The sequence below is a fragment of the Emticicia fluvialis genome, from assembly GCF_024793945.1.
In the GTDB taxonomy this organism is placed as follows: Bacteria; Bacteroidota; Bacteroidia; order Cytophagales; family Spirosomataceae; genus Emticicia; species Emticicia fluvialis.
On the sequence record NZ_JANUSD010000004.1, the window covers coordinates 26,113 to 50,266 of the forward strand.

27 protein-coding genes are annotated in these 24,154 nt (G+C 40.8%); 17 read left to right on the forward strand and 10 right to left on the reverse strand.

Annotated features, from left to right (window positions below; translation table 11 throughout):
- Positions 1-20: 20 nt before the first annotated feature.
- Positions 21-1,052 (forward strand): WD40/YVTN/BNR-like repeat-containing protein, encoded by a 1,032-nt coding sequence (locus NZ848_RS05610; protein WP_259014700.1) that lies wholly within the window; start codon positions 21-23, stop codon positions 1,050-1,052.
- A 16-nt stretch (positions 1,053-1,068) separates the two neighbouring features.
- Here NZ848_RS05610 and NZ848_RS05615 read toward each other — a convergent pair whose 3' ends face one another.
- A complete protein-coding gene (locus NZ848_RS05615) occupies positions 1,069-1,422 on the reverse strand; it encodes a DUF6249 domain-containing protein (RefSeq protein ID WP_253534358.1) in 354 nt (117 codons plus the stop codon).
- 138 nt (positions 1,423-1,560) lie between these two features.
- Between NZ848_RS05615 and NZ848_RS05620 the strand changes: the two genes are divergently transcribed.
- Together NZ848_RS05620 and NZ848_RS05625 are read left to right on the forward strand one after the other, a co-directional pair.
- Positions 1,561-2,136, forward strand: a complete 576-nt coding sequence (locus NZ848_RS05620; RefSeq protein WP_253534359.1) for an RNA polymerase sigma factor — start codon at positions 1,561-1,563, stop codon at positions 2,134-2,136.
- A gap of 113 nt (positions 2,137-2,249) precedes the next feature.
- Entirely contained in the window at positions 2,250-2,753 is a 504-nt protein-coding gene (locus NZ848_RS05625) for a hypothetical protein (protein WP_259014701.1), read from the forward strand.
- Here NZ848_RS05625 and NZ848_RS05630 read toward each other — a convergent pair.
- Positions 2,745-3,188, reverse strand: a complete 444-nt coding sequence (locus NZ848_RS05630) for a GNAT family N-acetyltransferase (RefSeq protein ID WP_253534361.1) — start codon at positions 3,186-3,188, stop codon at positions 2,745-2,747. The two genes, NZ848_RS05625 and NZ848_RS05630, sit on opposite strands and share 9 nt — an antisense overlap.
- Positions 3,189-3,288: 100 nt before the next feature.
- Between NZ848_RS05630 and NZ848_RS05635 the strand changes: the two genes are divergently transcribed.
- From NZ848_RS05635 to NZ848_RS05645, 3 genes are all read left to right on the forward strand, one after another.
- Positions 3,289-3,417 carry a DUF5522 domain-containing protein gene (locus NZ848_RS05635; protein WP_255408940.1) on the forward strand — a complete coding sequence of 43 codons (129 nt, stop codon included), beginning with the start codon at positions 3,289-3,291 and terminating at the stop codon, positions 3,415-3,417.
- A gap of 86 nt (positions 3,418-3,503) precedes the next feature.
- Positions 3,504-3,743: a 50S ribosomal protein L28 gene (gene rpmB / locus NZ848_RS05640; protein WP_101725064.1), complete on the forward strand. Its 240-nt coding sequence runs from the start codon at positions 3,504-3,506 to the stop codon at positions 3,741-3,743.
- Positions 3,744-3,840: 97 nt separating this feature from the next.
- Entirely contained in the window at positions 3,841-4,656 is an 816-nt protein-coding gene (locus tag NZ848_RS05645; RefSeq protein ID WP_259014702.1) for a purine-nucleoside phosphorylase, read from the forward strand.
- An 81-nt stretch (positions 4,657-4,737) separates the two neighbouring features.
- On the opposite strand, the gene NZ848_RS05650 is transcribed toward NZ848_RS05645, so the two are convergent.
- Complete coding sequence (locus tag NZ848_RS05650) at positions 4,738-5,721, reverse strand: sugar phosphate isomerase/epimerase family protein (protein ID WP_259014703.1); 984 nt, start codon at positions 5,719-5,721, stop codon at positions 4,738-4,740.
- 147 nt (positions 5,722-5,868) lie between these two features.
- Here NZ848_RS05650 and NZ848_RS05655 point away from each other — a divergent pair, with 147 nt between their 5' ends.
- Positions 5,869-7,056 carry a class I SAM-dependent rRNA methyltransferase gene (locus NZ848_RS05655; protein ID WP_259014704.1) on the forward strand — a complete coding sequence of 396 codons (1,188 nt, stop codon included), beginning with the start codon at positions 5,869-5,871 and terminating at the stop codon, positions 7,054-7,056.
- Between the two features lie 46 nt (positions 7,057-7,102).
- On the opposite strand, the gene NZ848_RS05660 is transcribed toward NZ848_RS05655, so the two are convergent.
- Positions 7,103-7,612 (reverse strand): phosphoheptose isomerase, encoded by a 510-nt coding sequence (locus tag NZ848_RS05660; RefSeq protein ID WP_259014705.1) that lies wholly within the window; start codon positions 7,610-7,612, stop codon positions 7,103-7,105.
- Between the two features lie 103 nt (positions 7,613-7,715).
- On the opposite strand from NZ848_RS05660, the gene NZ848_RS05665 reads away from it, so the two are divergent.
- The 3 genes from NZ848_RS05665 (at position 7,716) to folB (ending at position 10,610) form a co-directional block, all read left to right on the forward strand.
- On the forward strand, positions 7,716-8,627 hold the full coding sequence (locus tag NZ848_RS05665) for a WD40 repeat domain-containing protein (protein ID WP_259014706.1): 912 nt from the start codon (positions 7,716-7,718) through the stop codon (positions 8,625-8,627).
- Positions 8,628-8,804: 177 nt separating this feature from the next.
- A complete protein-coding gene (locus tag NZ848_RS05670) occupies positions 8,805-10,163 on the forward strand; it encodes a DivIVA domain-containing protein (protein WP_259014707.1) in 1,359 nt (452 codons plus the stop codon).
- Between the two features lie 66 nt (positions 10,164-10,229).
- Complete coding sequence (gene folB, locus NZ848_RS05675) at positions 10,230-10,610, forward strand: dihydroneopterin aldolase (RefSeq protein ID WP_253534376.1); 381 nt, start codon at positions 10,230-10,232, stop codon at positions 10,608-10,610.
- A gap of 12 nt (positions 10,611-10,622) precedes the next feature.
- Here the strand turns inward: folB and NZ848_RS05680 are convergent, their stop codons facing one another.
- Positions 10,623-12,614 (reverse strand): M1 family metallopeptidase, encoded by a 1,992-nt coding sequence (locus tag NZ848_RS05680; protein ID WP_259014708.1) that lies wholly within the window; start codon positions 12,612-12,614, stop codon positions 10,623-10,625.
- Positions 12,615-12,915: 301 nt separating this feature from the next.
- Between NZ848_RS05680 and NZ848_RS05685 the strand changes: the two genes are divergently transcribed.
- Positions 12,916-13,995: an aldose epimerase family protein gene (locus tag NZ848_RS05685; protein ID WP_259014709.1), complete on the forward strand. Its 1,080-nt coding sequence runs from the start codon at positions 12,916-12,918 to the stop codon at positions 13,993-13,995.
- A gap of 292 nt (positions 13,996-14,287) precedes the next feature.
- Positions 14,288-15,742 carry a hypothetical protein gene (locus NZ848_RS05690; protein WP_259014710.1) on the forward strand — a complete coding sequence of 485 codons (1,455 nt, stop codon included), beginning with the start codon at positions 14,288-14,290 and terminating at the stop codon, positions 15,740-15,742.
- Between the two features lie 130 nt (positions 15,743-15,872).
- On the opposite strand, the gene NZ848_RS05695 is transcribed toward NZ848_RS05690, so the two are convergent.
- The 3 genes from NZ848_RS05695 to NZ848_RS05705 form a co-directional block, all read right to left on the reverse strand.
- Positions 15,873-16,415, reverse strand: a complete 543-nt coding sequence (locus NZ848_RS05695) for a serine O-acetyltransferase (protein ID WP_259014711.1) — start codon at positions 16,413-16,415, stop codon at positions 15,873-15,875.
- A gap of 96 nt (positions 16,416-16,511) precedes the next feature.
- Positions 16,512-17,075 (reverse strand): DinB family protein, encoded by a 564-nt coding sequence (locus NZ848_RS05700; RefSeq protein WP_259014712.1) that lies wholly within the window; start codon positions 17,073-17,075, stop codon positions 16,512-16,514.
- A gap of 5 nt (positions 17,076-17,080) precedes the next feature.
- Positions 17,081-17,380 carry a GNAT family N-acetyltransferase gene (locus NZ848_RS05705; RefSeq protein ID WP_259014713.1) on the reverse strand — a complete coding sequence of 100 codons (300 nt, stop codon included), beginning with the start codon at positions 17,378-17,380 and terminating at the stop codon, positions 17,081-17,083.
- A gap of 335 nt (positions 17,381-17,715) precedes the next feature.
- Here NZ848_RS05705 and NZ848_RS05710 point away from each other — a divergent pair, with 335 nt between their 5' ends.
- The 3 genes from NZ848_RS05710 (at position 17,716) to NZ848_RS05720 (ending at position 19,258) form a co-directional block, all read left to right on the forward strand.
- Complete coding sequence (locus NZ848_RS05710) at positions 17,716-18,075, forward strand: LytR/AlgR family response regulator transcription factor (RefSeq protein WP_259014714.1); 360 nt, start codon at positions 17,716-17,718, stop codon at positions 18,073-18,075.
- A 377-nt stretch (positions 18,076-18,452) separates the two neighbouring features.
- The gene (locus tag NZ848_RS05715) at positions 18,453-19,046 is read left to right on the forward strand and encodes a DUF4142 domain-containing protein (RefSeq protein WP_259014715.1); all 594 of its coding nucleotides are present in this window, start codon (positions 18,453-18,455) and stop codon (positions 19,044-19,046) included.
- A gap of 17 nt (positions 19,047-19,063) precedes the next feature.
- Positions 19,064-19,258: a DUF2188 domain-containing protein gene (locus tag NZ848_RS05720; protein ID WP_259014716.1), complete on the forward strand. Its 195-nt coding sequence runs from the start codon at positions 19,064-19,066 to the stop codon at positions 19,256-19,258.
- Between the two features lie 54 nt (positions 19,259-19,312).
- Here the strand turns inward: NZ848_RS05720 and NZ848_RS05725 are convergent, their stop codons facing one another.
- On the reverse strand, positions 19,313-20,575 hold the full coding sequence (locus NZ848_RS05725) for an asparagine synthetase B (protein ID WP_253534394.1): 1,263 nt from the start codon (positions 20,573-20,575) through the stop codon (positions 19,313-19,315).
- Between the two features lie 196 nt (positions 20,576-20,771).
- Between NZ848_RS05725 and NZ848_RS05730 the strand changes: the two genes are divergently transcribed.
- Positions 20,772-21,125, forward strand: coding sequence for a YciI family protein (locus NZ848_RS05730; protein ID WP_259014717.1), 354 nt, complete (start codon positions 20,772-20,774; stop codon positions 21,123-21,125).
- A gap of 2 nt (positions 21,126-21,127) precedes the next feature.
- Positions 21,128-22,387, forward strand: a complete 1,260-nt coding sequence (locus tag NZ848_RS05735; protein ID WP_259014718.1) for an RNA polymerase sigma factor — start codon at positions 21,128-21,130, stop codon at positions 22,385-22,387.
- A 33-nt stretch (positions 22,388-22,420) separates the two neighbouring features.
- Here the strand turns inward: NZ848_RS05735 and NZ848_RS05740 are convergent, their stop codons facing one another.
- Positions 22,421-23,989 (reverse strand): M20/M25/M40 family metallo-hydrolase, encoded by a 1,569-nt coding sequence (locus tag NZ848_RS05740; protein WP_259014719.1) that lies wholly within the window; start codon positions 23,987-23,989, stop codon positions 22,421-22,423.
- Positions 23,990-24,154 lie beyond the last annotated feature (165 nt).

Genomic DNA, 24,154 nt, shown 5'->3' on the forward strand with positions numbered 1-24,154 from the left:
AAAATATACCTCTATTCTGAATGATTGATATGATTAACTTTATTTTTAAGAAAAAACGTTTTTGCCTTTTAATAATTCTATCGGTCAGCACTGCTCAGGCACAATGGGTTAAGCAGAACGCCGGTACAGATGCGTCGTTCCGTTCTATTTCTGCTGCAAGCAGCAAAGTTGTTTGGGCTGGTGGCACCAAAGGCACCATACTGAAAACAATTAACGGTGGGGCAGCCTGGCAGGTAATAAAAGTAGCAGGTGCCGAAACCCTCGATTTCAGAGATATACACGGCGTGAATGAAAAAACGGCCTTTGCCATGAGCGCAGGTGAAGCAGATAAAGGCGCAGCAAAAATATTTAAAACCACCGACGGCGGTGCAAACTGGCGCGTTGTTTTTCAGACTACCGAAAAGGGAGCCTTTTTTGATTCTTTTGATTTCTGGAATGAGAAAGAGGGAATACTGATTGGTGACCCCGTAGATGATAAACCCTACATATTGCGAACGCTGGATGGCGAAAAATGGGATCGGGTATCGCCTGAAAAACTGCCTGCTATTAAGCCCAAAGAAGCTTCTTTTGCGGCCAGCGGCACTTGTGTAAACACCAGAAACAAAAAACTGGCCTGGATAAACACCCAAAGCAGAGTTTTTTACACTACCGATAAAGGCGAAACCTGGCAGGTGGCTGAAACCCCTTTTAAACAAGGTGAAACCTCAGGTATATTCGGCTTACATTTTTATACCGATAAAGATGGCATTGCTACCGGTGGAGATTACAAAGACGACAAGAAAGCCACAGATAATGTAGCTATTACTCATGATGGCGGAAAAACCTGGGCACTGCTTACGCAGGCGAAACCAGATGGACTAAAGGAGTCTGCCTGGATGCTGCCAGACAAAAGCCTGATAGTAGTGGGTACATCAGGCACAGGGGTATCAGCCGATAACGGAAAAACATGGAAAGCCATCGATACCGAGTCTTTCCACGCTGTTTCGTGTTATAAAAATAGCTGTTGGGCCATTGGTGGCAAAGGTAATTTAGCTAAGTGGACAGGCCGTTAAGGCCCGTCTATATTAACTATTCTTTGTTATTGCGGTCTAGCTGCAATTGTATATAGTAAGATACAAGCAGCCCCAAGCCACCAAAGACTAGAATCAGAGCCGGGTAAAGTGCTTCGGCGTCTTCTTTAACACTATCTATCATATTAGCTATAAAAATACCTAAACCTACACCCATAAACAAACAGCCCCAACGTAAAGCAGAGGCAGGGTTAACTTTGGTGCCTTGCTTTTGGGGTGGTGTAAGCCCTTTTTCAATCATAGCCATTTTTTCGTCGTTGTCAAATTTTCTTAATACAACCAGCAGTCCAACGAGTCCAAGAATGGCTGTTACCGGAATTGCAATGGCAACTAATGCTTTGGCGGAATCCATAATAATGTATGTTTTAAAAGTTAAATAATAATTTGGCAATAGGATGCAGGCAATTTAAGTGAGGTTACAGGCTGATATGAAAATAAAATATTTCAGAACAAGTGTAACGTTTAGCAAAATGGCGCATCAAATGTGCTAGTGAACAACGAACATAAAGATATTACCCTACTGAAGCGTATGCAGGCAGGTGATAGGTTAGCTTATAAAGAGTTAATCAATCGCCATAAAGACTATGCATTTACCGTAGCGTACCGGATTCTGAACAGCAGGGAAGACGCCGAAGAGGTTGCTCAGGATGCCTTTCTGCAGGTATATAAACATATCAATGACTTTAACTATGAATCTAAGTTTACTACCTGGTTTTATAGAATAGTGTTTAATGCTGCTCTAATGCAGAAACGGAAAAACCGTGTCTTTACCGAAGACATTGAGACGTCAACCCAGGCTATGATGGTAAGAGCTCAGGCTGATACCACCGAACATATCAGAAGCCAGGAGCGGAGCAAGGCTATTCACAAGGCCTTGCAGAATCTGTCGTCAGATGATGCCTTACTTATAACTTTGTTTTATCTGAAAGAACAAACTCTTGAAGAAATTGCAGAAATTTTAACAATAAGTGCCGAAACCGCCAAGGTAAAGTTGTTCAGAGCCAGAAAGCGGCTGGCCGATGAAATAAAGAAAAAACTAAAAGAAGAGGTGCGAAGCCTTTTGTAAAAGAATAAATACAAAGCAGCTATAAAACGCTTATTTTTACGTTTAGATAAAAAGCAATGTTTGCTTAAACTGGCGTGGAGAGATTGGTTCCACAATAAATATTAAGAATAGAGATGCTGAAAGACGAACAAATATTTGATATTCTGGATGGCACTGCAACTGAAGCTATTTTGCAGCTACATGCCTGCGAGATGAAGCGTTCTGAAAATTACCGGGCGTATTTTATGGAAATGAAAGCCTTGCACCTGGATATGCTGAATATGCCGCTGGAGAAACCATCTGCCAGCTTTACTGAAAGTGTTATGGCTGCAGTTCCTGTTCATCAGCCGGTTTTTGTGGTTGTAAGAAGAAAATCATGGGCAGCCAGGTTACCGCAAGTTATTCTGGGTGTACTTGCCCTGGCAATAATAACTACTATTGCCCTGGCCATGATTTATGCACCAGGCAATAGTGTTAACAATATTGTGGCTATTCCGCGCATGCAGGAGTTACGAGATTTTCTGACGGGAGATTTCATCCGGATTGTTGCCCTGCTGAATCTGATTGTATTGCTGGCAGTTTTTGACAAAAAGGTGCTGAAGCCCTACTTTAATGAGAGAAAAGTAAAATTAGGGTAAGTTTATCAGAAAACTGAATCCATGCTTATTGAAACCCAAGGATTCGTAAAACTGGTGAGCCTGTTCTCTGCGAAGGTTGCTTGAGAGCGACATCTTGTAGCAACCTTTTTCTTTGGCATATTGCAGCGCAAATGCCATCATTTTTTTGCCAATGCCTTGCCCCTGAGCTTCAGGCAGAACACCTACATCTTCAATCACAGCCGAAGGGCTGCCCATGTGTGCCATGTTTTCCATTACCAGCAAGGCAAATGTACCAACGGCTGTTCCGTTGTTTTCAGCTACAAAAACGTGGTAGTCAGGGTACTGGCTTTGTTTTATGAAAATCTCTTTGGCAGCCTCTACCGATAGCACCTTATGATTATCTAATGCCTGTGCATAAATATTTAATAGACTGGGTACGTCGTCAATAGTAGCTATGCGGATGACTAATTCCATGGTTTAATGAACGTTTATTTGACCTTTTAAGTTAATCAACCAACAGAATATATCAAAATTGGGAGGTCAGAAAAATAGTAAAGGCAAAACTGTTTCATCTGTGTTTGCAGAAGAAGATTACTATTTTGAAGGTGGATTTATGGTTTTTACCGAAGTTTACCACAAAAAGAGGGGCTATTGTTGCAAAAATGGCTGTAGGCACTGCCCGTTTGGTTTCAAAAAAAGGTAAATTTGTTTTTTTATTTGAGAAATAATTACGAATTTTGCACTCCCGTTTAAGGAATTCCATTTTTTCATAGAAAATATTATAATACAATGGCAAAGGTTTGTCAAATTACTGGTAAGAGAACACAAGTCGGTAACAACGTATCGCACGCTAACAATAAAACAAAGCGTAAATTTTTCCCGAATCTGAAAACCAAGAAATTTTTCCTGGAGTCAGAAGGTGTATGGGTATCATTGAAAGTTTCGACTTCAGCCCTTCGTACTATCAACAAAAAAGGCTTGGAAGCTACTTTGATTGATGCAGCCCGCAAAGGTACATTGGCGTTGTAAGATATATTCTCGTTCGTAGATAAAAAGCATGGCTGTAGCAGTCATGCTTTTTGTTTTTATTTAGTACCTTGCCTATCTAATAAACTTTCATTGGCAAATGCTTAACCATATTCAGGAGGCCTCAGATTACATCCAGTCACAGACAGACCACTTCAAACCGCAGTTTGGTATCATTCTCGGAACCGGCCTTGGCAAACTGACCGATGACATGGCTATTGAGTTTTCGCTTAACTATTCTGACATACCTTATTTCCCGATATCCACAGTTGAGTCGCATAAAGGTAAATTGTTGTTCGGAACACTCAATGGCAAAAAGGTGGTTTGTATGCAGGGCAGGTTTCATTATTATGAAGGTTACAGTATGCAGCAGGTTACTTTTCCGGTGCGTGTAATGAAATGGCTGGGCATTGAGCGCCTGATAGTATCTAATGCTGCTGGCGGGTTGAATCCGGGATTTAAAGAAAGCGACCTGATGATAATAGAAGACCACATCGGTCTGTTTTTACCTGATAACCCGCTGAGAGGAGAAAATATAATGGGCGACAGGTTTCCGGATATGAGCGAACCTTATGAAATAGAAATGATTGAGAAAGCTTTATTATTAGCCACTCAGAATGGGATAGAAGGTTTGCACAAAGGCGTTTATGTGAGTGTGCCGGGGCCGAACCTGGAAACCAGGGCCGAATACAGAATGCTGAGGCTGTCGGGTGCAGATGCCGTAGGGATGAGTACTGTGCCAGAGGTGATTGTAGCCCGCCAGATGGATATACCGGTTTTTGGTATTTCTGTAATTACTGATATGTGCGTGCCGGAGCTTTTGAAAAAAGCTGAACTTCCGAGAATACTGGAAGCCGCCCGCAAAGCAGAACCAACCATGACACTGATCATTAAAGAGTTAATTGGCAGTTTATAGGCAAACACAGCAAGAAACTAAAAACAGAAAGGGGCTTTGTTGCTTAGCAACCAGCCCCTTTACTGATTAAAACTATTATTTTCAGGCAAATACCAGATTCTTCATATAGGCTGCATTAGCTTCGGCAGCTTTCAAAGGTGTTGTACCATCAAAACGTTCTTGTTCAACAATAAAATAATTTACGCCGTTCTGAGAAGCCACATTTAACAAATGAGGGAAATCAATTCTGCCACTACCAATGGTTGTTGAGAACGAGAACAACGGGTCTTTTACTTTCTCTTTTTCTGTTATTTCTTTTACTTTAGCCTCGCTCAGAATGTCTTTCACATGCACCAGGCGGAAACGGTTTTTATATTTGGTAAGCCATTCTTCGGGATTTTCTCCGGCCGAAACCACCCAGTACAAGTCGGCTTCAAAATCTACCAGAGCAGGGTCTGTGCCTTCAAGCAGAATGGTTTCAGGCATGGTGCCATCTGCAAATTTCTTAAATTCAAAATTATGGTTATGATAAGCTACTCGCAGCCCTGCTTTGGCTGCAATTTCTCCCTGACGGTTCAACCCCTCTGCTGCTTTTTTCCATTCGTCAGCTTTGGTAAGGCTTCCCAAAAATGGATTTATCAGGTATTTCATGCCTATACTTGCGGCGTCGTCAACCAGTTTTTTAAATTCACTTTCAGTCTCCTTTTTCATGGTGTAGTCCGGATTGCAGTGGGTGCTTACCAGGCTACTTCCGATATCGTCCATGAGTGTTTTAAATTCTTTGGCAGTCATTCCCCAGAAAACGCCCTTGTCACCCTGAAAACTTTCAATTTGTTTATATCCATAACTTGCCAGTGCTTTCAATACACCTTTCGGGTCTTTGGCTAAGTCTTCCTTCACGGTCCAGAGTTGTATCCCGAATTGTTTAACTGATGGTTCTGCCGTCATGGCGGAAGTGGCAGTTGAATCGGTGGTTTTTTCTTCAGTTTTTGATGATGGAGTACATGACCATAATTGATTGGCAAGTAGTGGTGCTGCGGCTAGCAGGCTGGTGTTTCTCAGGAAATTTCGACGGTCTATTTTCATAGTGCGTATTTGAATTTTTAAAAGGGTAAGAATCAAATTAACTATCTATTGAAAGCGAAGTAAAAGTAAATATAAAAATGCAAAAACGTTTTCTTTGGCCTTGTATATTTTCTTATTTTGTATCTGAAACGGAACGAAAAAGAAGATATGTACGCAAAAGTTTTTTTACAGGGCGGAAAAGAGCAGGTAGTGAAGCGGCTGCACCCCTGGGTTTTCTCTGGTGCCATTGCCAGAACAGAAGGGCAGCCACAAGACGGAGACATTGTTGAAGTGTGCGATAAAAAAGGTAATTATCTGGCCACAGGCCATTTTTATAATGGCAGTATTACGATCAAGATTTTTTCGTACGAGCCGGGTATAATTGATGAAGATTTCTGGTTGAAAAAGCTCAGAACAGCTTATTCCATCAGGCAGACCGTGCAAAGTGAAAGTACTACCTGTTACAGGCTTACGCATGGAGAGGGCGACGGGTTTCCAGGATTAATACTTGATTATTATCAACGTGTAATTGTTTTTCAGGCCCATACGATTGGTATGTGGCGCGAGAAAGAAAAAATAGTAAGTGCGCTAAAAAGCATTTATGGCGATGCCCTGTTGGCCATTTACGATAAAAGTGCCGAAACATTGCCCGACGAATTTGGCAAAACCATTAAAAACGGATATTTGTTTTCATCAGGCTCTTCAGAAAACCTTTTGCCTCATGAGGTTTTGGAAAACGGAAACAAATTTCTTATTGACTGGGAAACGGGTCAGAAAACAGGTTTCTTTCTTGACCAGCGCGACAACCGCGCCTTGTTAGCCCATTATGCCAAAGACAAAAAAGTCCTGAATGCCTTTTGTTATTCGGGTGGGTTTTCTATTTACGCATTGAGGGCTGGTGCGCAACGCGTAGAATCTGTTGATGTTTCAAAGAAAGCCATAGAACTGGTAAACCAGAATGTGGCTGCCAATTTTGGCGATGCAGACAACCACCAGGCAGTAGCCGAAGATGTAATGAGTTTTTTGAAACAAAACGACCAGATTTATGACCTGATAGTGCTAGACCCGCCAGCCTATGCAAAAAGTATAGCCAAAAGGCATCAGGCAGTACAAGGTTACAAACGGTTGAATATGGAGGGTATTAAGCGGCTGGCCAGTGGGGGTATCTTGTTTACATTTTCCTGCTCGCAAGTGGTAGACAGAGAACTATTTTATAATACTGTTGTGTCGGCAGCGCTAGAGGTTGGCAGGCAGGTAAGAGTGCTGCATCACCTTACACAAGGGGCCGACCACCCTGTAAATCTGTTTCATCCCGAGGGTAGCTACCTGAAAGGCCTGGTTTTGTATGTTGAATAACAAAAAGAAAGCCTTTTGAAATTTCTCAAAAGGCTTTCCGGTTATATCAACGACCAAAATCATCCTGAACGCGAACGATGTCATCTTCATCAGACGGATTCTCAGGGTCAGTATGTTGCCAGATTTCAGCAATAATGCCCCATTGGCTCAAACCAATCAGACGGTGTCTTTCGCCTTGTTTCAGATTAATTATGTCTCCAAGGTTTAGTGTTTGCAATTCATTTTCCTCATCCGTATCGCTTGTCACAACACCTGCTATTCCTCCCACTACTTTCCAGATTTCAGCTCTACGGAAATGATACTGCCATGAAAGACGTTTGTCTGGTGCAACTACCAGAATTTTCGGGCTCAGCTTGCGGCCAACACCAAAATCTTCAATGCTTAAATGCGGAAAATACGTTTCTATAAATTTCGGCGCTTGTGATTCATCAAGAACAAAGAAACCACCCCAAGGGCGTGTCTGGTCCTGATTAGCAATAGTAAATCCTAGGTCGGTTATTACTTTTTCTACTTCTGTAAAAACTGTGCTTTTTTCTGTTTCAGCCGAAAAATTCATGGGAGTAATGTTTTTGAGAAATGTTTTACAATTAGTTTTGCAGGTAAAAATAAATACATATCTACAACAAATAATAATATGATTGGAAAAATCATATAATGTCATGATTCATGTCAAAAAAATAGATACATTTACCGGACATCGGGATTGTATATACGCATTGGAGAGGTCTGGAGAGAACCATCGGTTTTTTTCGGCAGCAGGTGACGGATACGTTGTAAGATGGAATCTTGAAAAACCGGATGTTGGAGAATTAATTGCGAAAGTAAAAAATTCTGTATATTCGCTTGCCTATTTACCTCAGGCCAATCAACTTTGGGTAGCCCAGAACCAGGAGGGTATTCATGTGATTGACCTTGAAACCAAACAAGAACTGCGCTCATTAAAATTATCACCGGCATATTATTTTGATATTCAGTTTTACGACGGAAACGCGTTTATAGCCGACAGCGCCGGAGTCATTTCTGTTATTGATGCCGAAACTATCAGTTTTCGTAAACACATAAAAGCGGCGGGCGTAAGTGTCCGGTGCCTGGCCGTTAACCCGGTAGAGCGGGAATTGGCCGCCGGCTACAGCGATAACTCTATTAAGATTTTCGACCTGAAAACCTATGAGTTGAAACGCGTAATAGAGGCTCATAGCAACTCGGTTTTTACTATCAGGTACACACCCGACTTTACAAAGCTGATATCGGGCAGCAGAGATGCCCGCCTGAAAGTCTGGAATGTTGAGACCGGCTATAAACTTGAAGAAGAAGTTGCGGCGCATACATTTGCCATTAATCATCTGGCATTTAGCCCTGACGGCCTACAATTTGTTACCGGCAGCATGGATAAGTCTGTAAAAGTATGGGACACAGGGTCGCTCCGGTTATTGAAAGTGATTGACCGCGCCCGACATGCCGGGCATGGTACATCAGTAAACAAGGTTTTGTGGACAACCTACAAAAACCAGATAGTTTCTGGTAGTGATGACCGAACCATTTCGGTATGGGAACTGGATACAGACAACTGAAAATCAAATAAATTATTGATTTTTGAGTTATAAAAAACAGAGGTTAAAATACCTGATAACCTGATGTTTACCACTGGTTGGTGCTCCTGTGCAAATTGAAGAAAATAAATGAAATAGGGAGTACCGACAGTTTTTTTGTTAATTTTGCCATAAAATCTATATAAAAACATTGAAGAAATGAAAATTACACCGCTCGAAATACGCCAGCATGAATTTGAAAAAACTTTCAGAGGCTACAATATCGAAGAAGTTGATAATTTTTTAGCAAATCTCTCGCAGGAATGGGAACGCATATTGAATGAAAGTAAAATGCTTAGAATGCAGCTTGAAATGGCTGAAAAAGAAGCTAGTAAACTTCGGGAGATTGAAATGACCCTCTTTAAAACGCTTAAAACTGCAGAAGATACCAGTACCATGATTACCGAGCAGGCTAATCAACAGGCTGATAAGAATATACAAGATGCCAGACAGAAAAGCCAGGAGATATTACGTGATGCGCAACTTGAGGCTGACAAAGTTATTCAGGAAGCACAAGACCGTGCCAGATACATAAAAGAAGAAGTGCTGGGAGAAGTAAAAGAACTTGAAAAAGATTTCAAGATGATGTATCAGTACAAGACAGACCTGCTGGTTCAGATGCGCAGTTTGTCTATGTCGACCTTAGAGCATGTGCAGAGATTGGAGGAGAAATTTAAGAATGAAAATGTTGATGAGAAAATTCAGGAAGCCTTCAATACTTTTGTAGATGAAAAGAGCGCAATACCTACCTTCAATATTCAGGAAGAACTCTCTTACTTTGAATCTAAAACCGCACAAGTAACTGAAGAAAAGCTTGTATATAATATCAGCAAAGTTGAAGATACAAGCGATCATATCCCTGAGGAGGTTACCGCCGCACAGCCTGCCAGCGCAGCGCCAATTTCAGAAACGCCGGCGCCTGAGGCAGCTACACTGGCTGAAGACGAGGAAGGCAGGTCTGATGAACTGGGCATAATTGAGGGTATAGGCCCAAAAATTGCCATGCTGCTTTATGACTCGGGTATATTTACGTTCAGAGGCCTGGCTACAACCCCGGTAGAGCGTATCAAAGAAATACTAGATAATGCCGGGCCTGCCTATGCCATGCATGACCCAACCACCTGGGTAGAACAGGCACTTCTGGCCGCTGAGGGACGATTTGATGAGCTGGAAGAAATGAAGAGCCTGCTTGTTGGTGGCAAAGCAGAAGAAGATGTAGAAGAAAAAGGCATTGATAACAGTGTGTCTATGCCGGAGGCAGCATTGCCAGAAATAACTCAGGAAAAAACAAGTATCCCAGAGCCTGTGGCTCCAAAGGCGGCACCGGTTGCAAGTAACCTGGATTCAGTAACCGAAGAAATGCTTGAAAAAGTGAATAAGGTGAAAGAGGCTGTCAGGAAAGCGATGGTAGAAAAAGAAGAAAAAAATATAAAAGATAACACGCCGTTACCAAAAGTAAACGAGATTTTGGCAAAGAACTCTGATATTGGCGGAGGGTCGTTTTTTGATAATATCTGATATCCGGCAAAAGGCTGCTAAATGCTAAAATAATACTCCACAAATATTTTAAGACGATTGACACCCATGGGAATAATCTCACTTGAAGGTTTAGAATTTTTTGCTTATCATGGTTATTACGATGAAGAGCAAAAAATTGGAAATAAGTACTCGATTGATATTGCTATCACAGCAGATTTGAATCGGGCAGCGCAGGAAGATAAGTTGAGACTTACCGTCAATTATGAAGTGGTATACACCCTGATAGCCAACGTTATGAAAGAGAAACATCGGCTATTAGAGCATATAGCGTATAAAATTATTGAGGCTGTAAAGCAACAATTTGCTGAAATACAGCAAATTACAGTGAGCGTTTCTAAGTTCAACCCACCAATCGGTGGTGTTTGCGAGCGCTCAAAAGTAACAATTACTTCGCCGTTCAGCCTTCCTCTGGCAGAGGAAGGCTGAGCAGACAGCCATTTAATTGGCTGTCTGGCTACTATATTTTGCAGGTTTCCACAGGTTGTTTTTGGTGTTTACTTCTGGTAATTTTCCGTCAGGGTCAATGGTTACCGACTCAATGGCAGACGTAGACGGATGTTTGAAACTCCAGGTACTGCCTCTTTGCCAGATTTCAACCGGCAACTCCACTCGTTTGGTTGTTCCGTTCGATTCTTTAATTTCAACCGTAACCGGCATTGGCATCTTCTCAAGGTTTTCAATGGTAATTACAGCTCCTTTGGTTACGTCCTGCTGTATATAGCTAACTTCTTTTACCCCCTGGTCAATCTTCCAGTCGTTTACATACCAGCCTTTCCAGAACCAACCCAGGTCTTCGCCGGCTGCGTCTTCCATCGTTCTGAAAAAATCCAGCGGAGTAGGGTGTTTAAATGCCCAGCGATGAACGTATTCTTTAAAGGCGTAGTCAAACCGTTTTTCTCCAAGCACCAGTTCTCTTAGCATAGTTAAGCCAACGCCTGGTTTAAGATAGGCAGCCACCCCCAGATTATTATTCTGTATAACGTCTGGTATGTTCATTATCGGGTCTCTGTCATAAAAATAGGGGGCATACTGGCGTATATTCTCCGGCTGATAATATTCGCCGTTATTAAAGCTCTTTGTTGAAAGCGTATTGATAAATGTATTGAAGCCTTCGTCCATCCAGCCATATTTTCTTTCGTTTGAACCCACAATCATAGGGAACCAGTTATGCCCGAACTCATGGTCTGTTACACCCCAAAGGCTTTCGTTTTTGTCGCTGTAACTACAAAATACAATTCCCGGATACTCCATACCCGCCACAATACCCGCCACGTTGGTAGCCGACGGATAGGTGTATTCAAATATGTATTTAGAATAAAACTCAATGCAGGCTTTAACATATTCAGTTGAGCGGTTCCAGCTGTCATTAGTTGCGCTTTCAACCGGATACACCGATTGCGCCACTGAAGTTTTACCACTAGGCAGGTTAATACGGGCTGCATCCCAAACAAATGCCTTAGAAGAGGCCCAGGCAACATCACGCGCCTGTTTGCATCTGAACTTCCAGGTCAGAGTACCACTCTGGCGGGGTCTGCTTTGGGCATCTGTTACTTCTTCTTTGCCTCTTATTATAACGGTCTTGTCGCTGTTTTTGGCTTCGTTAAATCTTTTAATCTGCTCGGGTGTCATTACTTCGCCCGGGTTCAATAACTCACCCGAACCAGCTACAATGTGGTCCCAAGGTACGGTTATGTTATATTCAAAATCTCCGTATTCAAGGTAAAACTCACCTGCGCCCAGGTAAGGCAGGGTGTTCCAGCCTTCAATGTCATCATAAACTGCCATACGGGGGTACCATTGGGCCATTTCATAAATTATGCCGTTTACGGTTTCCTGTTTGCCCATGCGGTCTGAGCCGTATCGCGGAATCTGGAACGAATAGCTGATTTTTATTTTTAACTCTTCTCCGGTAGCCAATGGCTCAGTTAACCGTATCTGCATCCGTGTGTCGTTAATCAGGTGTTCGGCATATACCGGGCGATAGGTTGCCTTTTTACCGGATACATTTTTTTTCTCAGCACTTACCAATTGAATTTGGTACCCCCCTTCAAAGCCGGTAGAACCAAAACGCCCACCTGAAATTGTGGTTGTTTTAGTGCCTCTTGAATTATCATTAAACTGGTTCTGGTCAAACTGCAGCCAAACAAAAGCCAGTTTTTCCGGGCTGTTATTTTTATAAGTAATTTCGGTTTCTCCGGTCAGTTTATTTGCTGCTTCATCAAGTGTGGCGGCAATTTTGTAATCTGCTCTGTTTTGCCAGTACAAAGGGCCTGGCGAGCCTGACCCACTTCTGTACGCTGTACCCGGCATAAAATTAAACAATGGGTTAAAAGCCTCGCGGTGGTCATATTTTGAAGCCGACGGTACCTGAGCCAACACTGTATTGACTGTGAGTAATAATGCTGCATAAAGCAGTTTTTGAAATTTCATGGTATTGCAATTATTTGAATTTTTAGAACTTTTGCCCCTTTGCTTGTACTGATTCTATTGGTTTATATAAATTAAAACAACCTAAGCTGCGATGGGTAAATATACATACATATTAATTTATAAAACAGAAATGTTTAACACATAAACGGTCTTTTTAACAGTTTTTGTGTAATATTGGCAAACAAAATCAACCTATACTATTAACATGACTCAATTTAAAACCCAAATCAGAATATGGTTGGCCGGGGCATTACTGGTTTATGCCGGCTTGGCCTGCCAATCAAAAAATAACCAAAAAAAGATGGAAACAACAAAATCGGAGGCTTCAATTACAAAACAAGAATGGGGGCAACTGCCAGACGGACGTAAAGTAGAATTGTATACATTAAGAAATGCCAGAGGCATGGAAATTAAAATAAGCGATTACGGCGGATTGATAACACATTGGACTGCCCCTGATAAAAACGGAAATTATGAAGACGTAGTATTGGGTTATGATTCGCTATCGGGTTATCTGAAGGCCAGTCCTTTCTTCGGCGCTTTAGTGGGTAGGTACGGCAACCGTATAGCCGGAGCCAAGTTTACTTTAGATGGCCAGACTTATAATCTTTTGCAGAATAATGGCCCCAACCACCTGCACGGCGGGAAAGTTGGTTTTGATAAAGTTATCTGGAAAACTGAAGAACTAAAAGACGGCAGAAACGGCTTGAAACTGAATTATGTTAGCAAAGACGGAGAAGAGGGGTATCCCGGGAATCTTGACGCAGAGGTAACTTATGTTTTAACAGATGATAACGCGCTGGAGATTACCTACACCGCTACTACCGATAAACCTACCGTAATTAATCTTACTCAACATTCTTATTTTAATCTGACCGGTGGAAAAACTGACCACCTGGGGCATGAGGTTACAATTAACGCCGACCGATTTGTACCTGTTGATAAAACGCTGATACCCACCGGTGAACTTAAACCCGTTAAAGGTACTGTTTTTGATTTTACCAAACCCATAGCAATAGGCAAGGGAATAGATGATACCACAGACGAGCAAATAAAGCTGGGTGGCGGTTATGACCACTGCTGGGTGCTTAACCAACCAGCAAAAGACTCGCTTGTATTGGCGGCAACTGCGTATGAGCCAGGTTCAGGCCGCTTCATGGAGGTTTTTACAACAGAGCCCGGTGTACAATTCTATACAGGAAATTTTCTTGATGGCAGCATAACCGGTAAAAATGGTATCGTTTACAAAAAACGCCAAGGATTTTGCTTTGAAACAGAACACTTCCCTGATTCGCCGAACCAGAAGTCTTTCCCAACGGTTGTTCTGAGACCCGGTGAAACCTATAAAACCACTACTATCTATAAATTTTCGGGCAAATAAAGTTTTAAAGCCGGATATACAGGCCATTACCGGTAATATATAAACGAGAAAACAATATTTAATTCATAATGCGATTAATGTCATTTGTTTTTCAATTATAAATTACCATTTTTGCGCTCGTAGTCTTTCCGGCTATTTTTACTTATTGCACCCTTATCAGATTAACCTCACAGAACCTGAATTGATGGTACAGTTTTTTTACGGGAAAACTGTAAATATCACTTTATTCAAATAATTTACTTTTTTGTCCTTAACGGACAAAGAATTTTCAGACACTTAAAAATTAAAAAAAATGAAAGCTTCTTCATTTAGAATTCTCGCGCTTGCGGTAATGATGTTACCAGCAGTTGGGTTTTCTCAACAAAACCCGGCACCTAATCAGCAGTCTTCTCCATGTAATTCTTTGCCTTATAAAGTTTTTCAGGGCAACGCCGACAGAACCCCTGTAGTGCTAAATAGATTAGGGACTAGTCCTCAATTTGGGGAAATACCTAAACACACTGCAAAATCAGCTTTCGACCATCTGAAGAGAGTGTACAAAAAGAACCAGAAAGGCATTAAAAAAGAAATGGACGATTTGCTGGCTGCTTTGGGTTACACCGGTATTAACGACCCTGCGTTTACGGTAGGTAGTTTAACGCCTGAAATCCTACCTAAAGGTTCAACCGGTTGGATGGGCGCCTATGCCAAAGGCCACAAATACAGCTGGTCTATTTTAGGCAATAACTTTGAAACCTTTAAGCTGAAAGCAAAAACCGGCGATTGCTTCATTTATATTATGAAAAAATGCGGTAACGCTTTTTATATACCTGTTTACATACCAGCAGGGCCGGTTGTAGAACCCACCAGGGTTGTTGACCAGCAGGTAAGTATCAGCGCGAAAGGTGAAATTGCCAGCGGAGACGTAATGAATGCCAGCAAAACAATGGAAATTGTAGCAGTTAATGGTAATAAAGGTGTTTCTCTTGGCACTTATCCGGTTAAATACCGTGCTACTTATGATTACAGCGTAAAAGGTGAAATGGCTTATTCTAAAACCATTCCGGTATGTGTTACTGGTAATGAAACAGTTGCCCCTGTAAATCTGATGTTGCCTTTGGCACTAGATTATAAAATTACCAAATCTGATGTTACCGTTGGTGAAGGTGATAAAATCTACCTGAATGTTGATGAGAAACAATTCAAAAATCTGAGCAAAGCATATAAAACCATGGATGTTACTCCTGCAACATCAACTACGCCTCAGTCTATTGAAAAGAAAGTTTTATCAGCAACCACAGCAAATGATGCTACTATCGGAACCACAGGCGCGTCTCAATGTGCTGACCAACGCGTTAATTTTATAGGCAAATCTGAAATTCAGGATGGAAGTATCAAAACCGCAAATCCAAATGTAACAATTATTGGTGTTTATAAGAAAACAGGTAAGCTTGCAGTTGGCGAAACTCCAGAAAAATACCTTTGCCTGGGTTCATTCCCGGTTCCGGTAAAGTCTGGTTATGAGGTAGTAACAACGGGCTCAAGCAGTGTTTCTAAAGCGTTCAGAGTGGCTAATGCCAGCGCAACTACATTGCCTGATGTGGATGTTAATATCCCGGTATCATTAACCTATAGCTTTACCAAACAGGATGTAACTGTTGGAGACTACAACAAAATTTATGTAACCTTGGATGAAGGGCAATACAAGAAACTATTGAAAAAATATAGCCGTTGTTGCAACGATGGCTCTTGTATAATCAAAAAATAATTTTGTTGAATTAAGATTCCTAAATTATTGATTATCTAAAAAAAGAAGATCTTCCAACGACATTTAAGTTTTTGGAAGATTTTTTATTTTTGAAAGATACTCTATTTGATGTGCCTTAAAAATAAAAAAGTCAGACTCTACGTATTGCCCAATCTACTGAGGCATTTTCTTTATAAATAACTTTACATTTCTGGGTAATAACTATAGAGTCTGGCGGTACATCAAAATTGACAAATGCATTTGGGGCTATTAAAGAGTTATCGCCGATGGTGATATTTCCTACTACTACCGAATTAGGCTGCATGGCAACATTATTACCGATTTTAGGAACTCCAAAGTTATCTCCTCCATCAATTCCAATGGTACATCCCTGCGTAATATTAAAGTTTTCTCCAATAATCGCCTCTGGGTTGATAACAATATTATTAAAGTGCAAAATTCTTAAACCTCTGCCTATTTTTGTCTGATACGGAATCTGTATGCCATATTTATGAGAATAATGAAAGAGCATTACTCTGTAAAACGGGAACAATAGATTTTTCTTCTGGCACTTTCTGAAGAAGAAAATATATCTGAAAGCAGGAGTAAACAATACATACCTGATGAGACTTTTAAATGACCTGTTGCCTGTATATCTATAAAGGTCATCATAAATAATAGAGTTTTTGTTCATAAAAAGTACAGCTTGTTTTGCTTTTTTTGATAAAATACAGGGTAATAAAATTCCAAATTTATAAAATTAATTGCTGATTTTTCAGAAGTTAAAATTTCACCAGCCAATGTAACCTATCGGAGTAATACCGTTTAGCCTTAGATAACAAATGGCTTGTCCGCGATGGTGTATTATATGATTTTCTAAAGCATAAAATAGCCGCCAGACAGGTATTTTATCGCCGGCGTAAGGCTCTAACTGGTTTAGCTTTTCGGGTTTAGTTTCAAAAATTGTTTTTTCAACCCATGCGTAAAAGCCTTTTATCTCGTTTTCCAGCTCAATTTTAGAAAGTTTGGCCCAATATCCGTTTTGCTTTTCTTTTTCGTCATAAGGGTTGGGTATATTCAGTCTTCCGCACAACTGGGCAGTGGTAAACGTAATACAGTGCACAAACTGTGTTCTGAAACTAAAAGACTCAGGCGTATACTTATATTCCAGCTTGTCATCCGGCATTTGATTAAAAATTTTGAGTGTATACTCCAAAGAGCTTTTCCAGGCAATGGCAAACTCTTCCTTAAAGCCGGTAAGGTCTTTTTTTTGACTCTCCCCTTTAGCCAGGGCAGGCAGGCCTATTATTGAGCCAAATAAAGATTTCAGCGCGCTTTTTCTTGTTATTTTCATTGTTTTCAGACATTAAAGCCGGGAGCCAGCAGATGTTTGTAAGTTTTGTAGTTTTTACGCATATAAGCTGCCATAAATGGGCATAAAGGCATTATTTTAAGGTTGTTTTCTTCGGCATATTTAAGGGCATTTTTGGCCAGCATGCTGCCAATACCTTTACCTTCCATAGCTTTAGGTACTTCTGTATGCGTAATTACCAGGTCTGTATTGGTTTGAATATATTCCTGAAAAGCCATGTCTTCTTCCAGTTTTATTACAAATAATTTATCTTCTGGAATATGCTTTACTTCTGGTATATCAGCCATTTTATATAATTGTTTATTGAAAAAAAATGTATCAGTAAAAATACAATTTTTCTTTTGATGAAAATGTAAAGAATACAAATTAAAGGTTTTTGATACTATGCTGCTACAATATAGTTTCTGATTGTTGGCTGTTCATCCATTTTGTATGCCCCATTTTTTTAAATTTATTGGTGCTTTTTTTCTACATATAGCGGGTTTCTTTCAGTGCTTTTTTACATGGCGGCAATATTAACAGTGGTGGCATAATTATTTTATTATTTAAGTCGGAAATACACTGCGTATTCGACAACATTATAGCTTAAGAAGAATATATGAAAGACATAAATTATACATCCATGAAAACTAACTTTCCTATGAATCCATCATTAACTTTACGCTTCCTGGTAGGGGGTAAGTCTAAGTTTGTACGCCCGGAAGAGGTTATTTTTTTAGAGAGTAAAATCAATTATACCATTTTGTATTTAACCAATGGCAGAACCTACCTGAGTGCCAGAAATTTACAGGTTTATGAGAATAAACTTATGGTATTACCTTATTTTTTCAGGATACATCGCGGTATAATCATCAATATGATGCATGTAGAGAAAATTAAACTTGATAAACTTTCAGGGTCTGTTTTGCTGCAGTCAGGCGAAGAGTTATGCATTTCAAGAAGAAGAATAAAAGATTTTGAAGCAAGATATAATGCTATTTAAATAAAAAGGCATTTAAAATGCCTGATAAAGCCTCTTTCCATACCATTTATTTTCGGTATTGAAAGAGGCTTTTCTTATTATGTGATGTTTCGTTTGTTATACATCAGCAAGCACCTATTGTGGTATTTTTACCTCTTTAATTTAGTGTTGAAGAAGTTATGAAAATGTGGGGAATTTGCCTTAAACATCATTGGTTTGGGGAATATAGTGTTCATTATGTGGAAATATTTCCCCTTTTTCGAAATTGTGTCAATGTTGTTCAAATCAGGCAGGAAATTAAAATTTATTAATAGTAGAATATAAACCCCATGAATTGCTTCAATTTTTGTGGTATGTGTTTTTTGCAGATAAAGGCATAACTAAATCCTGATTATATCATGAAAAACAAAGGCGTTTTATTAAGTTTGGCCGTTGCCGTAATGTTGGGAATGGCTTCATGTAATTCTGGCAGCACCGACTCCAAAGATTCAACTGAGGCAATAAATAATGAGGCAATAGATGCCACTGCCTCTACTGATTCTATGGCCCGGGCTCAAAAACAAGATGTAGATGATGTAATAGAAATTGCAAGTGCAGGTATGATGGAGGTAGAATTAGCAAAAATTGCTGTAAACAAAGCCACATCGCCGCAAGTGAAAAAATTTGCGCAAATGATGATTGACGACCACACCAAAGCCAATGACGAGCTAAAAAGCCTGGCCGAGAGTAAAAGCATTGTTTTGCCAACGACCCTGATTGACAAACATCAGAAAATGGTAAACGAGGTGTCTGAAGAAACCGGAAAAAAATTCGATAAGAAATATATGGACACCATGGTTGAAGATCATCGGGAAGATGTTGACAAATTTAAAAAGATAGCTGATAATGCCAATGATGCAGATATTAAGGCTTTTGCAGCCAAGATATTGCCAACTTTAATGCATCATAGAGAAGAAGCAGAAAAACTTGAAAAGATTACCGATAAAATGTAAAGTAAAATTTCAGTAATATGCCCTGGACAAAATCTGATTATCCGCAATCTCTGAAAAACTTTCAGGCACCGGTCAGAAACAAGGCTATTGAAATTGCAAATGCTTTGATTGAAGACGGTAGAGACGAAGGCACAGCCATTGCCATTGCAACATCAAAAGCAGAGGAGTGGGCAAAAAACAGAGGGAAAAAAGTGAAGAAAAACAACACTTGACTTTTACAAAAGCGAAGAAGGCAGTCTGAATTTGCCTTCTTCGCTTATTTTGTATCAGGTTTTAAGTTTCTTTTTCTTGGCAGCCGGAAACAATAAATTATTTAGAATAAGCCTGTAGCCTGCAGATGTTGGATGCAGGTTAAGATCAGTAGGCTCTTCACCTACATAATGTTGGTAATCTTCGGGGTCATGCCCTCCGTAAAATGTCCAGAATCCTTTACCTGCCGTACCATGAATATAACGCGCTTCCCCCAGCGAACGGTTTTCGGCCATAATAATTACATCTGGTTTTATGTATTGTTTCTTAAAGGCCGTGGTTTGGCCCATAAAACCTTTAATAAGATTTACATGATTCTGCGTTAGCATGGTGGGGATGGGGTCCCATTTGGCAGAGAACTGAAACAATGAAAAATAATCGTTGGTTTCGCTTACTCCTCTTTCGTCCTGTTGGCTGTCAATCGTCGAAAACTCCAGTTCATAGGGGTTCAGTACCAGTCTGAAGTTCTGAAAAGCAAAACAATTATCAAAATTCAGTTTTTTATCTGCATTGGCGTCTGCGCCATCGCCGTCATAAGGCGTTTCTACAATGTCTATTCCATCTGCTGCCAGAGCAATATCAAAGGTATCGGTTGCATTACACATGGCAAACATATAGCCTCCGCCATTCACAAAGTCCCTTATTTTTTTAGAAACGGCCAGTTTCAGCTCAGAGGTTTTCTGAAAATTAAACTTACGTGCTATTGCTTCGGCCTCATGTTTTTGTTCCTGATACCAGGCCTGCCCACGCATACGTAAAAATTTACCAAACTGCCCTGTAAAATCTTCATGGTGCAAATGTAGCCAGTCGTATTCAGGTAATTTGTTTTCCAGTACCTCTTCATCAAAAACCTTGTCGTATGGAATCTCAGCATAAGTAAGCACCAGCGTAACGGCGTCGTCCCAGGGCTGGGTGGTTTTAGGAGAATAAACTGCTATTTTGGGCGCTTTATTTAGTTTTACTGCATCCATATTTGCTTCGGGTGATGCAATTTGTGCTAATATTGATTGTGCCTCTGCGTCTGAAATAACTTCATAACTTACGCCACGTATCACACATTCATTTATAAAATTCTGAGAAGCACTAAACATAAAACTACCGCCCCTGAAATTCAACAGCCATTCAACTTCGGTTTCGTGTTCTTTAAGCAGCCAGAACGTAATACCATAAGCTTTTAAATGGTTCCTCTGGCTTTCGTCCATTGGTATTAATATTTTATTGGCCAATACTTCTGAACACAAAGAAAACGCCAGTACAACTAAAATAAGTAATTTCTTCATAGGTAAAAACCAAATTAATTTCTCATATTTCCTTGCCCAATATACAGTTAACGTAAAAAGCCAAAGTATATTGAAACTGGCTTCACTCACCATTATAGCAATTTAAAAAAAAATATTCATTGTTTGTCCAATTCTCTCAATCTGATTCGTCAACAGGTTGAAATAAATTTTATAAACATTTAAAACTCTAAAAATCATGGAAAAATTCATGCTTATTTTCCGTAACGAAATTGAAGTTGAACACATGTACCAAAATTTTTCGCCTGAAGAGATGCAGGCAGAACTTGAAAAGTGGACTGCCTGGATTGGCGGTATAGCTGCTCAAGGCAAACTGGTTGCAACAGACGCCCTTCAGCCGGTAGGTAAAATTGTAAAAGGCTCGGCCCATGTGGTAACAGATGGCCCTTATACCGAATCTAAGGAGATTGTAAGCGGATTTTTACTTTTAAACGCCGATTCGATGGAAGAAGCCATTGAGTTATCGAAGGGTTGCCCGATGTATGAGTATGATAGTGTAGTAGAAATAAGACCTATTCAAAACTATCAATAGACTTGTCTGAAGAATCAGGATACGAACAGGTAAACCAATTGGTCAGTCATCTTTTCAGGCACGAGGCTGGAAAGATGACTGCTGTTTTGGCGCGTATGTTTGGGTTTGGTCGTATTGAGCTGGCCGAAGATATTGTTCAGGATACGCTTATGAAGGCTCTAAGCGAATGGCGCATAAAAATGCCTGATAGCCCGGCTGCGTGGCTATACAAAGTGGCAAAAAACCAGGCGCTGGATGTAATAAGAAGAGAAAAACTATTTGCTGAATTAAGCGCCGAACTAGCCTACCTTAAAGAACCGGAAGAAAGACTTGGGCAAATGTTTATGCCCCACGAAATAGAAGACAGCCAGCTGCGGATGCTGTTTGCCTGTTGTCATCCGGCTATTGCGCTGGAGTCTCAGATTACGCTAAGCCTGAAAACACTGGGTGGCTTGCATGCCGCTGAAATTGCCAGAGCGTTTTTAACGTCTGAGGATACCATTAACAAACGACTTTACCGGGCAAAGGAAAAAATAAGAGTAGAGCATGTTAGTCTTGATGTGCCTGTAGCAGAAGAACTAACAACAAGGCTGGATGCAGTGCTTAAGATAATATATCTGATTTTCAGTGAGGGTTATAGTTCGTCGCATCCAAACGAGTTAATCAGAAAAGATTTATGTGAAGAGGCCATCAGGCTGGGCTTGTTATTGACAAAGAATCCGCTCACCAATTTACCCAAAACTAATGCACTTTTGGCGTTGATGTGTTTTCAGACGGCAAGATTTCCGGCCAGGATAGATGCCAACGGCACTGTTGTGCTGCTAAAAGACCAGAACCGGAATCTATGGGATAGTTTTATGATATCAAGAGCCTATGAGTTTTTCAGGCAGTCTGCCATTGGAAACGAAATAAGCGAGTATCACCTGGAAGCCTCCATTGCCTCTTATCACGCCTCTGCGCAAAGCTTTGAGAAAACCAACTGGGACGTTATTCTGAGATTATATAATATGCTGGCCGACTTAAAGCCATCGCCGTTTATACAATTGAACAGAGCAATTGTGAAAGGTTATGTAAGTGGCCCTGAGGTGGCACTGAAAGATTTGAATGAACTGGAAAGCCTGCACATGAATTATACTTATCAAACTGCTAAAGGAGATTTGTATGCTGAACTGGCTGATTCCGTAAATGCGATACACTGTTATGAAAAGGCTCTTCAACTGGTGAAATCAGACCCTGAAAAGCGATTAATTGAGAAAAAACTGGCAAAAATAAAGGGTCTCTGATGAAGACCAAAGACCCTTAAAAGATATAAAATATTAATCTAAACCGCCTTTTCTGTTCGGGCTTCGTTTAGCCGGCCAGGCAGAAGGTTCACCTTTTTCGTTCAATGGCAGAACACTTTTTTCGGTTGATGTTCTGGTCGGGTCTTCACTTGCCTGATACGCAAGAATAGCAGCCAGAATAGCGTTGTTACGTACATCATCAAACACTATTTTGTCGTAAGTATCGCGGTTGGTGTGCCAGGTATAGGTGCCATAAGACCAGTTTAATGAGCTAAGCGAAAAGCCAGGCGCACCAGCAGCTACAAAAGAGGCAAAGTCTGAACCGCCTGCTCCCGGAGCACCCGGAAAACGGGTTTCCAGTCCTTTTTTATACTCGCCAGGTACTTTGGCTAGCCATCTGCCAATATAATCATAAGCATGCAGGTAGCCCTGGCCAGAGATATTAATTACCCGGCCTGTACCGTTATCCTGATTAAACAGCGCCTGCAGATTTGATACAATTTCAGGATGGTCTTCAACAAATGCTCTTGAGCCGTTCAATCCCTGCTCTTCGCTTCCCCAATGGCCAACCAGAATAGTTCTTTTCGGGTTCGGGTAAAACTTCTTCAAGAGGCGCATGGCTTCCATCATTACAATGGTGCCTGTGCCGTTATCGGTTGCACCTGTGCCACCATCCCAAGAGTCAAAGTGGGCAGATAACATGACATACTCGTTAGGTTTTTCTGTGCCTTTAATTTCGGCAATGGTATTGAAGGTCGGCACAACTCCCAGCTCTTTTGAGTCGGCACGGACACTGATTTTAGGTTTAATGCCAGATTCCGTCAAACGATAAAGAAGACCATAATCTTCCAACGAAATATCAACAGTCGGGATAGTTTTTGTATTGGCACCAAAAATCTTGTTGGCTCCAAAACCTCTTGACCAGTAGCTCATTACAATGCCCGCTGCTCCGGCTTTTTCTAATGCAAGCGGAAGCGCCTTTGCACTTCCGGCAAGACCCGTTTTGCTGATTCGCCTGGCCCAGGCTTCTGTTTGAGCGGTTCGGGCAGCTTTCATTTTTTCAACAGATTCTTTTGTTCCAAATTCTTCCCAGTTGTAATCCGGGCGCCCGGTTGGTTGGTTCATGTTTATCAACACAAATTTGCCCTTTACGTTGGGTAGCCATTTTTTGAATTCTACTGAATCGGCCACATCAGGAATGATAATGGTTTCGCCTACAACTGATTGCCCTTTGGTGCTGGGGCTCCAGGCCAGTTGCATACCTTCTAAAGATTTAACCCGTGGATACACCATATCTATATGCGATACACCTCTTTCCCATCCGCGCCATTCGCCCCATTTTTCATTTTTGGCACTGATGCCCCATTGTTTGTATTTTTCAATGGCCCAATCGTGCGCCTGTTTCATTTGAGGTGAGCCTACGAGACGCGGGCCGATACCGTCCATTAATTCGGTTGCTAATTTTTCAAGTTGAGAGTTGTCGTTGGCTTCTTTAATGATACCTGCAATTACGGGGTCTTTTGGGGTATCTTTGGTTTGCGCAAAACCCAGGCCGAGAGATAAGCTAAATGCGGCAACAACAAGAAAGGTGGTTTTTTTCATAAACGAGATTTTGTTTGCTGAGGTTAATTGAAAGGTCTAAATTAGACAAATAACAGGTGATGTACCGTAAATTTGATTTAAAAGTAAAAGACCACAACCTCTTTTGGATAAAAAAGAGACGATTCGTTTAAAAATAATGATAAACGGCTGATTCAGTTATTCCAT